This is a genomic window from Methylibium sp. T29 (assembly GCF_000576205.1).
Taxonomy (GTDB): domain Bacteria; phylum Pseudomonadota; class Gammaproteobacteria; order Burkholderiales; family Burkholderiaceae_C; genus Methylibium; species Methylibium petroleiphilum.
The window spans coordinates 1-10,423 of the sequence record NZ_AZND01000122.1; the positions used below are offsets into that span (position 1 = coordinate 1).

At 65.0% G+C, this 10,423-nt stretch carries 6 protein-coding genes and 3 pseudogenes; 6 read left to right on the forward strand and 3 right to left on the reverse strand.

What is annotated here, in order from left to right; genetic code table 11:
• The 3 genes and pseudogenes from x551_RS14045 to x551_RS14055 all read left to right on the forward strand — a co-directional run.
• A pseudogene (locus tag x551_RS14045) lies at positions 1-1,491 on the forward strand (restriction endonuclease); the annotation flags it as partial.
• 327 nt (positions 1,492-1,818) lie between these two features.
• Entirely contained in the window at positions 1,819-2,340 is a 522-nt protein-coding gene (locus tag x551_RS14050) for a hypothetical protein (RefSeq protein WP_036231978.1), read from the forward strand.
• A 32-nt stretch (positions 2,341-2,372) separates the two neighbouring features.
• Complete coding sequence (locus x551_RS14055) at positions 2,373-3,425, forward strand: metallophosphoesterase (protein ID WP_036231980.1); 1,053 nt, start codon at positions 2,373-2,375, stop codon at positions 3,423-3,425.
• 180 nt (positions 3,426-3,605) lie between these two features.
• Here x551_RS14055 and gyrB read toward each other — a convergent pair whose 3' ends face one another.
• From gyrB to dnaA, 3 genes and pseudogenes are all read right to left on the reverse strand, one after another.
• Positions 3,606-6,161, reverse strand: a complete 2,556-nt coding sequence (gene gyrB / locus x551_RS14060; RefSeq protein ID WP_011827604.1) for a DNA topoisomerase (ATP-hydrolyzing) subunit B — start codon at positions 6,159-6,161, stop codon at positions 3,606-3,608.
• Between the two features lie 97 nt (positions 6,162-6,258).
• Positions 6,259-7,365 carry a DNA polymerase III subunit beta gene (dnaN, locus tag x551_RS14065; RefSeq protein ID WP_011827603.1) on the reverse strand — a complete coding sequence of 369 codons (1,107 nt, stop codon included), beginning with the start codon at positions 7,363-7,365 and terminating at the stop codon, positions 6,259-6,261.
• A 239-nt stretch (positions 7,366-7,604) separates the two neighbouring features.
• Positions 7,605-9,003 (reverse strand): annotated as a pseudogene (gene dnaA, locus x551_RS14070) (chromosomal replication initiator protein DnaA); the annotation flags it as partial.
• 323 nt (positions 9,004-9,326) lie between these two features.
• Here dnaA and rpmH point away from each other — a divergent pair.
• From rpmH to yidD, 3 genes and pseudogenes are all read left to right on the forward strand, one after another.
• On the forward strand, positions 9,327-9,461 hold the full coding sequence (gene rpmH / locus x551_RS14075) for a 50S ribosomal protein L34 (RefSeq protein ID WP_011831400.1): 135 nt from the start codon (positions 9,327-9,329) through the stop codon (positions 9,459-9,461).
• 24 nt (positions 9,462-9,485) lie between these two features.
• Positions 9,486-9,821, forward strand: a pseudogene (locus tag x551_RS27920) (ribonuclease P protein component); the annotation flags it as partial.
• A gap of 135 nt (positions 9,822-9,956) precedes the next feature.
• A complete protein-coding gene (yidD, locus tag x551_RS27435) occupies positions 9,957-10,280 on the forward strand; it encodes a membrane protein insertion efficiency factor YidD (RefSeq protein WP_036232012.1) in 324 nt (107 codons plus the stop codon).
• Positions 10,281-10,423 lie beyond the last annotated feature (143 nt).

Sequence of the window (10,423 nt, forward strand, 5' to 3'; positions counted from 1 at the left end):
CGGCGCGCACATGCGAAGGAGGCTTTCGCCAATAGTCATCCGGGCAAGCGCAATCCCTACGGCGCACTGCCGCAGATGCGGTTGCTGACCTACCAGATGCCTGACGAGCTGCTGGCGGTGGCCAGTGGTGGCGAGTTCGATGAGTTCGACCTAAACGCGTTCTTCGAGGCGACCGGTGCGGACGCCGCCGCCGAGTTCAAGCACAAGAGCGACGTCCAGAAGTGGCTCGACATCATCCGGGGCGGTCATCTCGCGCATGCAGCTGAGCTGCTGAAGGTGGGCACCAGGCCACCGTTCCCCTACTCGGATGCCCGGCTGTTGCCGTATCTCCAGCACTCGTTCTGGTACCTCCCAAGTGTGGCGGCCTGCCACGCGATGGCAAACCTGCTGGCGGAGAAGCACAACGTCTTCTGGCACGATTACGACGTGGTTGTGGCCGCGGGTGCCTCCGCAGGGATAGGCCTCGATGCACTGCCACCTGTGCGAGAGGCCATCGGTGGCGGGTTCGACACGAAGACGATCACGCTTTCGTGCGGCAAGCTCACCACGGGCGTGACGGTGCCGCAGTGGTCTTCGATCCTCATGCTTCGCAACTTGAAGTCGCCGGAGAGCTACTTCCAGGCGGCCTTCCGGGTGCAGTCGCCTTGGTCCATCAAGAACCCCAACGGTGACAACCCCAACGAGGAGGAAGTCCTCAAGCCGGTGTGCTTCGTGTTCGACTTCGCACCGACGCGTGCACTGCGCCAGGTCTCCGAGTACGGCATCGGCTTGTCGCCGAACGAGAGCAACCCAGAGAACGCAGTCGCGGACCTCGTGTCGTTCCTGCCGGTGCTGGCCTATGACGGCGCCAACATGACGCAGATTGACGCCGGCGGCATTCTGGACATCGCCATGGCTGGTACCTCGGCGACCCTGCTGGCGCGCAAGTGGGAGAGCGCGCTGCTGGTGAACGTGGACAACAACACGTTGCGCCGGATCCTCGACGATCCCGATGCCATGAAGGCGGTGGAGAGCATCGAGGGCTGGCGGTCACTCGGCGACAACATCATCGAGACCATCATCAACAAGAGCGAGAAGGTCAAGGAGCTCAAGAACAAGGCCAAGGAGGGCGGGCTGACCACCAAGGAGAAGCGCGAGCTCTCGGCCGAGGAGAAAGAGTACAAGTCCAAGCGGAAACTGGTGCAGGAAAAGCTGATCAAGTTCGCCACGCGGATTCCGGCCTTCATGTACTTGACCGACTTCCGTGAGAACACGCTCCAGGACGTGATCACCAAGCTTGAGCCTGACCTGTTCCGCACGGTCACCGGCCTGACGGTGAAGGACTTCCACCTGCTGGTCCGCCTCAAGGTGTTCAACACCGAGCACATGAATCAGGCGGTGTTCGCGTTCCGTCGGTATGAGGACGCCTCACTTCGTTACACAGGCATTGAGAGCCACAGCGGGCTAATGCACTACGGCCTCTACGACACGGTCGTTGCAAAGGAGTTGTAGTCGTGCGCTTCGAGCCTTAGAGTTGCGGCGGCGCATCCGAGTGTCGCTGTGAATTGATCTCATCATGCAGCACGTGGTCAAGTACGTCGAACCGCAGAACGTGGTGAGCATCGAGCCCGTGTTCGATACCGAGCAGCCGATCGGCGCGACTCTTCGATGAACGTAGTTGAGCGCTATGAGCTGGCACTTTGCGTCAAGGCTGTGAATGCTAAAGGTGGATTCGGAACGTGGTGCATGGACGTGACGTTCCAGCCGACGGAGATTCACGACGTAATTAGGCGGCACGGTGCCGAGAACTTAGTCACTGCGGCTAAAGGATCCTGAGCTTTGATCGTCGGAACCTCCTACCCGTCAGACGACAACGACCAGCTGAAGGACGCGCAGCGCGAGCTGTATTGGCAGCTGGTGCCGCGGCTCTTCGCCGCAGCTCGCGCGGAGTTGCTCCGCGCTGAAGAGATCCTAGAAGCGCAGGTAGTGATCGCAGAAGAAGCACGTGCCATCGAGAGTGTCGACCACCGCGTGCTGCAGGACGCGCACGACATCATGGCCGCCGCCTTTCGCCATGGGCACGACGATGGCGGCCAGCTTCGACTCTTGGAGACCGAGGCCGACCGCGGCGAGCGCTATCGAGCAGCATGGCTGGAATGGTTCGAGACTGAGTTGGGAGCACTGGCCAAGTTGCCACGCTTCGTTCGATCAACCGTGCAGGCAGTGGTACTGGCGAACACCGAGCTCGGATATGCGGCTGAGCGCGATTTAGGCGAGTTACTCGTGTCTCGATACGAACTTCGACACTGGGGTTTTGCGGACGGCTACGCCAAACGCTACCGCCAGCGAAGGGAGGCATAAGGTCATCGCCGCGCTGAGTGGAAGCCTGCCGCATGCATAGCGATCTGCCTGACACACCGCTCGACATCGTTGGTGATGTCCATGGTGAACTCGACGCGCTGAAGGCGCTGCTCGCCGTAGCCGGCTATGACGCTGCGGGGCGTCACCCAAAGGGTCGCACTCTCGTCTTCATCGGTGACATGGTCGACCGAGGACCGAACAGTCCCGGTGTGGTGAGTCTCGTGCGAGAGCTGGTCGAGGCTGGCCGCGCGTTGGCGATTCTCGGCAACCACGAGCTGAACCTGCTGCGCGGCGAGCGCAAGCATGGCAACGATTGGTTCTGGAATGAGCGGCGCGAGCGTGACGCCCGGTTCGCGCCATGCGCGCTGTTGAGCTCCGAGGCCGAGCGGCGGGACATGCTTGGCTTCTTTGCCGCCCTTCCGCTCGTGTTGTCACGCCCCGACCTGCGGGTGACTCACGCCGCCTGGCACACATCTTCCGTCGAGAGTCTGTCCTCGCTCAGCTCCGGCCACCATGCAGGGGAATACTTTCAGTGGTTCGATGCGGAGGCCGAGGCGCAGCTTCAAACGGATGGATGGCTACTCCGCGCCGAGCAGGAGCGAGCCCGCTGGAACATCCACGACGCCGAGCTCGAGCTGCCGATGCTCGACGCCGTCGCACATTGCGACGAGCGCCGTCAGATGGCGAACCCACTCCGCGTCGTCACCTCGGGCATCGAGCGCAAAGCGATCCATCCCTTCTTCACCAGCGGCCAGTGGCGCTTCGCCGAGCGCGTGCGCTGGTGGGACGAGTACGTCGAGGATATTCCCGTGGTGGTGGGTCACTACTGGCGGCAGTACGTGCCGCTGGATCGAGCACATCTCGGCAAGGGCGACCCGGACCTGTTCGACGGCGTTCACCCCTTGTCGTGGTTGGGACCACGAGGCAGGGTGTTCTGCGTCGACTACTCCGCCGGAGGACGCTACCAAGAGCGCCTCACCGGCCAGACCGGGGCGCGCACTCGTCTGGCTCTCCTGCAGTGGCCCGAACAGGTGCTGGTGACCGAAACCGGCGAACGCGTGGGAACCACCAATTTCGGCGTATAGAGCGCACGACCGGGCGCACTTCCGGCTCGGGACAAGATGTAACCGTCACCTACATCGCTCGTGGGCGGCGATTGACGCTTCCCAGGAGACCGTAGGCCAGTCGCACCAACTAACGACCGCCAGTCGCAGAACTGTGGCGCGAGTCGCAGTTAATTTGGCGCCCTACGGCATCCATGATCGTCAAACGTCGATGTTCGCCGCCCTCAACGCATTCGTCTCGATGAAGTCGCGCCGCGGTTCCACCTCGTCGCCCATCAGCATGGTGAAAACGCGGTCGGCCTCGATGGCGTCGTCGATCTGTACGCGCAGCAGGCGGCGCACCGTGGGGTCCATGGTGGTTTCCCAGAGCTGCTCGGGGTTCATCTCGCCCAGGCCCTTGTAGCGCTGCCGGCCCACGCTGTTCTCGGCCTGCTGCATCAGCCAGGCCATGGCCTCGCGGAAGTCGGCCACCTTGGCGTCCTTCTGCTTCTCGCCCTCGCCCTTCTTCACCACGGCCTCGGTGGACACCAGGCCCTTGAAGGCGAGGCCGGCGGTGCTGAGGGCCTCGTAGTCGGCGCCGTGCACGAAGTCGGCGGTGATCACGCTGCTCTTGGTGTTGCCGTGGTGGCGGCGGCTGATGCGGAGCAGGTGCTTGTCGAGCCGGGCGTCGAATTCGGCGCTCACGTCGGCATCGTGCAGCGCGGCCTTCAGCGCGGCGGCGGAGGTTTCGGCATCGGCCAGGGTGTCGAGGTTGAGCACCAGGCCGTCGGCGATGGCGCGCAGCGCCTCCACGTCCATCCAGTTGGCCAGGCGGGCGGTCACGTTGTTGGCCAGCACGTACTGGCGCGCCAGCGATTCCAGCGCGTCGCCCAGCAGCACGGTGCCGCCCACGCCGGTTTCCAGCCGCGCGTCGCGCAGCGCCACGCGCAGCAGGTAGGCGTCGAGCTCGTGGCCGTCTTTCAGGTACTGCTCTTCCTTGCCGAGCTTCACCTTGTAGAGCGGCGGCTGGGCGATGTAGATGTGGCCGCGCTCCACCAGCTCGGGCATCTGGCGGTAGAAGAAGGTGAGCAGCAGCGTGCGGATGTGGGCGCCGTCCACGTCGGCATCGGTCATGATGATGATGCGGTGGTAGCGCAGCTTGTCGGGGTTGTACTCGTCCTTGCCGATGCTGGTGCCCAGCGCGGTGATGAGCGTGAGGATCTCGTTGCTGGTGAGCAGCTTCTCGAAGCGGGCGCGCTCCACGTTCAGGATCTTGCCGCGCAGCGGCAGGATCGCCTGGAACTTGCGGTCGCGGCCCTGCTTGGCGGAGCCGCCGGCGGAGTCGCCCTCCACGATGTAGATCTCGCAGAGCGCGGGGTCCTTCTCCTGGCAGTCGGCCAGCTTGCCGGGCAGGCCCATGCCATCGAGCACGCCCTTGCGGCGCGTCATCTCGCGGGCCTTGCGGGCGGCCTCGCGGGCGCGCGCGGCCTCCACGATCTTGCCGCAGATGATCTTGGCGTCGATCGGGTTCTCGAGCAGGTAGTCGGTGAGCAGCTTGCCGACGATCTCTTCCACCGGGCCGCGCACTTCGCTGGACACCAGCTTGTCCTTGGTCTGGCTGCTGAACTTGGGCTCGGGCACCTTCACGCTCACCACGCAGGCCAGCCCTTCGCGCATGTCGTCGCCGGCGATCTCGACCTTGGCCTTCTTGGCGAGTTCGTTGTCCTCGATGTACTTGTTGATCACGCGCGTCATGGCCGCGCGCAGGCCGGTGAGGTGGGTGCCGCCGTCGCGCTGCGGGATGTTGTTGGTGAAGCACAGCACCTGTTCGCTGTAGCCGTCGTTCCACTGCATCGCCACTTCGACACCGATGTTGGTGTTGAACTCGCTCATCTTGTCGCCCAGCGCGTGGAAGATGTTGCCGTGCAGCACCTTCTTGCCGGTGTTGATGAACTCCACGAAGCCCTTCACACCGCCGGCGTAGGCGAAGTTGTCTTCCTTGGCGTTGCGCTCGTCGACCAGGCGGATCTTCACGCCGTTGTTCAGGAAGCTCAGTTCGCGCAGGCGCTTGGCGAGCACGTCGTAGTGGAAGTCGATGTTGGTGAAGATCTCTTCGTCGGGCAGGAAGTGCACCTCGGTGCCACGCTTCTCGGTGTCGCCCACGATGGCCATCGGCGAGACCTCGAAGCCGTTGCGCATCTCCAGCACACGGTCCTGCGGAAAGCCGCGCCGGAACTCCATGAGGTGCACCTTGCCTTCGCGGCGTACGGTGAGGCGCAACCACTTCGAGAGCGCGTTGACGCAACTCACACCCACGCCGTGCAGCCCGCCCGAGACCTTGTAGCTGTTCTGGTTGAACTTGCCGCCGGCGTGCAGCTCGGTCAGCGCGATCTCCGCGGCACTGCGCTTGGGCTCGTGCTTGTCGTCCATCTTCACGCCGGTGGGGATGCCGCGGCCGTTGTCGGTGACGCTGATGGAGTTGTCGGAGTGGATGGTCACCACGATGTCGTCGCAGTGGCCGGCCAGGGCTTCGTCGATGGAGTTGTCGACCACCTCGAACACGAGGTGGTGCAGGCCGGTGCCGTCGGACGTGTCGCCGATGTACATGCCGGGCCGCTTGCGAACCGCCTCCAGGCCTTCCAGGATCTGGATGGAGCCCTCTCCATAGGCCACCGACGCGTCCGAACCCACGGAGATGGCATGGCCTTCCGCCGACGGCACGGGTTGCTGCGTGACGCCGCTCTGGGCGTCGTGTTGCGGGGTCTTGGGGTCGCTCATGGGGGCTCTTTTCCATCACGGGGCCGGTGGACCGGCCCCTTCAAAAACGCTGCAGCGGGCTCGCGGCCCGCTGTGCTGGTGTCGGCTGGGTTGCGGGCTAGATCCGCATCGGCATCACCACGTACTTGAACCCGCCTTGCTCGGGCACGGTGACGAGAGCCGAGCTGTTGGAATCCTGCAGCGACAAGGTGACCATCTCCTGGCCCATGTTGGCCAGCACGTCCATCAGGTAGGTGACGTTGAAGCCGATCTCGATGGCGTCGCCGCCGTAGTCGATCTCGAGCTCTTCCTTAGCCTCTTCCTGCTCGGCGTTGCTGGAGGCGATGCGCAGCGTGCCGGGGTCGAAGTTCAGGCGCACGCCCTTGAACTTCTCGCTGGTCAGGATGGCGGCGCGCTGCAGGCTGGCCAGCAGCGGCGCACGGCCCAGCGTCACGTGGTTCTTGTGGTTCTTGGGGATCACGCGGTTGTAGTCGGGGAACTTGCCCTCGACCAGCTTGGTCACGAACTCCATGCCCGAGAACGCGAACTTGGCCTGGTTGCCGGCGAAGCGCATCTCGATGGCGGTGTCTTCGTCCTTCAGCAGGCGCTGCAGCTCCAGCACGGTCTTGCGCGGCAGGATGACTTCCTGCTTGGGCATCTCCACATCGAGCGTGGCCTGGGCCAGCGCCAGGCGGTGGCCGTCGGTGGCCACCAGCGTGAGGCTCTTGCCCTCGGCGACGAACAGGATGCCGTTGAGGTAGTAGCGGATGTCGTGCACTGCCATCGCGAAGTGCACCTGGGCGATCAGCGCCTTCAGGCTCTTCTGCGGCACGCTGAAGGCCGGGCCGAAATCAGCTGCCTCCTGCACCAGCGGGAAGTCTTCCGCCGGCAGCGTCTGCAGCGTGAAGCGACTCTTGCCGCCGGTGAGCGTGAGCTTGTTCTGCGCGCTGCTGAGCGTCACGTTCTGGTCGGCCGGCAGGGTGCGCAGGATGTCGATCAGCTTGCGCGCTCCGACCGTGGTGCTGAAGTTGCCGGCGTCGCCGTCGAACTCGGCCTGGGTGCGGACCTGGATCTCGAGATCGCTGGTGGTGAATTCGATCGCGTTGCCGGTCTTGCGCATCAGCACGTTGGCCAGCACCGGCAAGGTATGACGCCGTTCGACGATGCCGGCGACGGCTTGCAGTGCACCCAGAAATTTTTCCTGCGGGCTCTTCAAGACAATCATTTAAACCTCTTCAGGTAGTCGTTTTAGTAGGGGCCGGCACTTCGTGTGGACAAGGCCATTTTCGCTTGTTCCGGCAATCACTTAGCTGGGCTTCAACCCTGTGGGTCGTGGCTCGGTTTGCGCGGGAGCCGACCACAACAACTCTGGTGGCCTGGCTCGGGCTGTGGATGACCCTCTGCTTGTTCCGGAGTTGTCCCCAGCTTTGTCACTTGACGGCCTCGGCATGCGCATGCTTCAGCCTTGAGGGTCTGTTCCAGCACGTGGAGCTGCTGGTTCAGTTCGGTGTTCTTGCCGCGCTCGCCGCCGATCTTGCGCACCGCATGCAGCACGGTGGTGTGGTCACGACCACCGAACAGCTCGCCGATCTCGGGCAGGCTCTTCTGCGTCAGTTCCTTGGCGAGGTACATGGCGATCTGGCGTGGCCGCGCGATGCTGGCGGGGCGCTTCTTGGAATACATGTCGGCGACCTTGATCTTGTAGAAGTCGGCCACCGTCTTCTGGATGTTCTCCACGCCGACCTGGCGGTTCTGGATCGACAGCAGGTCCTTCAGTGCCTCGCGGGCCAGCGCGATGTTGATGTCCTTCTGGCTGAAGCGTGCATAGGCCAGCACCTTGCGCAGCGCGCCCTCGAGCTCGCGCACGTTGGCGCGCACGTTCTTGGCCACGAAGAAGGCCACGTCCTCGGGCATCGGCGTGCCTTCGACGTCGGACTTCTTCATCAGGATCGCGACGCGCATTTCCAGCTCGGGCGGCTCGATCGCCACCGTAAGTCCGGCATCGAAGCGCGAGGTGAGGCGCTCGTCGATGTCGGCCAGCCCCTTGGGGTAGGTGTCGCTGGTCATGATGATGTGCGCGCGCTTGGCCAGCAGCGCCTCGAAGGCGTTGAAGAACTCCTCCTGGGTGCGCTCCTTGCCGGCGAAGAACTGCACGTCGTCGATCAGCAGCAGGTCGAGCGAGTGGTACTTGGCCTTGAGCTCGTCGAAGGTCTTGCGCTGGTAGTTCTTCACCACGTCGGTGATGAACTGCTCGGCGTGCAGGTAGAGGATGCGCGCGTCGGGCTTGTCGCGCAGCAGCGCGTTGCCCACGGCGTGGATCAGGTGGGTCTTGCCAAGGCCCACGCCGCCGTAGATGAACAGCGGGTTGTACATGACCCCCGGCGCGCCGGCCACGTGCAGCGCGGCGGTGCGCGCCATCTGGTTGGCGCGACCCGGCACCAGGGTGTCGAAGGTCAGGGCGGTGTTGAGCCGGTGCGTCGGCGTCGGCGCGCTGGCCTGTGTGTAGGCCCCTGCGTTCGACGACGAGGGGGCACCGAGGCCACTGGCCGGCGGCCTGCGGATGGCCGTTGCTGCGCGGCGCATCCGATGAAGGCCGCGGCGGCGCCTCGCGTGCGGCGAGCTGCAGGTCCAGACGCACCGGCTTGCCCGCCAGGTCGCTCAACACCGATTCGATGCGCGCGGCGTACTGATTGCGGATCCAGTCGAGCTTGAAGCGGTTGGGAACCCGCAGCGTGGCCACGGCCGTATCGCCGCGATCGACGAGTTCGGCCGCGGGGAGAGGACGGATCCAGGTGTTGAACTGCTGCTCGGGCAGTTCGGTCGCCAGGCGTTCGCAGCCTTGAGACCAGACGTCGGCGCTCATCGTTCTTGTGGACAATTCTTTCTTCAGCCGAACGATTCTAGCGGTCGAAGCGCGGCTGGGAAGAGGTTATCCACAGTCGTTTTGCGTCTGACGAACCGGCCGTGGAGGCAGGGTTCTCGGTGCAAGTCGTTGACCGAAAAGGGTATTTTTGATGTAATCCTGGGTTCCCCGCATCGGGTACGCGGCTGGGTCGGGCAATGCGCTCGAGCCGCTGCAGGCTCACTGCAGCATTGCCGGGACCCGGGCCTTTAGCGAGACCGGCTTCCCGGCACGCCGACGTTCCCCATGCCCCCGCATTGCCCGTCCAGGGGCCAGAGGCTCACATGAAACGCACCTACCAACCTTCGAAGACCCGTCGCGCCCGCACCCATGGTTTCCTCGTGCGCATGAAGACGCGCGGCGGCCGCCGGGTGCTGAATGCCCGCCGCGCCAAGGGCCGCAAGCGCCTGGGCCTCTGATCCAGCCGCTTCCGCTCGCGACGCGTGAGCCGCACCACCGCCCCCGCGGGGTTGCGCGCTGCCGATTTCGAGCGGGTGCTCGCCCAGCGGCCCTGTGCCCGGACCGAACACTTCGTGCTGCACCACCTGTCCACCGCGAAAGAGGGTGCCGCCGGGGAGTTGTCAACACCGGCGACCGGTGCGTCCGACGGACTTGTGGATGAACCGCTGCGTTTCGGCCTGGTGATCCCCAAGCGCCATGCGCGCCGCGCCGTGACGCGCAGCCTGATCAAACGTCAAGGGCGCAACGCCTTCCAGCGCGGGGCGGGCGGCTTGCGCGCGGGCGACTGGGTTTTGCGCCTGCGCAGCCCATTTCCGGTGGCTCAGTTCCCCAGCGCTGCCTCGCACGCGCTCCGCACCGCGGTGCACGGCGAGTTGGCCACGCTGTTCCTCGCGGCCGCATCCGGGGCACGGGCGATGAGCGCGGCGCCGGGGGCGGCGGCCTGGCTGGCTGGCCTGCCGCAGCGGCTGCTGATCGGGGTGGTGCAGGGCTATCGCCTGTTCTTCAGCGCCTGGCTCGGCAGCGGCTGCCGCTTCACACCGAGCTGTTCCGTCTATTCGATCGAGGCGCTGGAACGCCACGGCGCACTGAGCGGCAGCTACCTGACCACGCGACGCCTGCTGCGCTGCCATCCCGGCTGTGCCGGGGGCCACGACCCGGTTCCCGATCGGCCGCCCGGCTGGCTCACCGGTCGCCGTGTCGCTGAATCGTCCTCTTCTTCCTCTTCCAGCGAGGTGGCCGCGCCGGCACCCCGCGCTCCCTGCGAGATCTCGTCATGACCGATATGCGCCGCACCCTGCTGTGGGTGGTGTTCACGATGTCGCTCGTCCTGTTGTGGGACGCGTGGAACAAGCACACCGGCCAGCCCTCGATGTTCGCGCCGGCGCCGCGGCCGGTCGCGGCCGCCAGTGCGCCCGGCGTC

Coding starts and splice junctions, on each gene's coding strand:
- dnaN (WP_011827603.1), bottom strand. CDS start 7,365: ATGATTGTCTTGAAGAGCCCGCAGGAAAAATTTCTGGGTGCACTGCAA.
- x551_RS14055 (WP_036231980.1), top strand. CDS start 2,373: ATGCATAGCGATCTGCCTGACACACCGCTCGACATCGTTGGTGATGTC.
- rpmH (WP_011831400.1), top strand. CDS start 9,327: ATGAAACGCACCTACCAACCTTCGAAGACCCGTCGCGCCCGCACCCAT.
- gyrB (WP_011827604.1), bottom strand. CDS start 6,161: ATGAGCGACCCCAAGACCCCGCAACACGACGCCCAGAGCGGCGTCACG.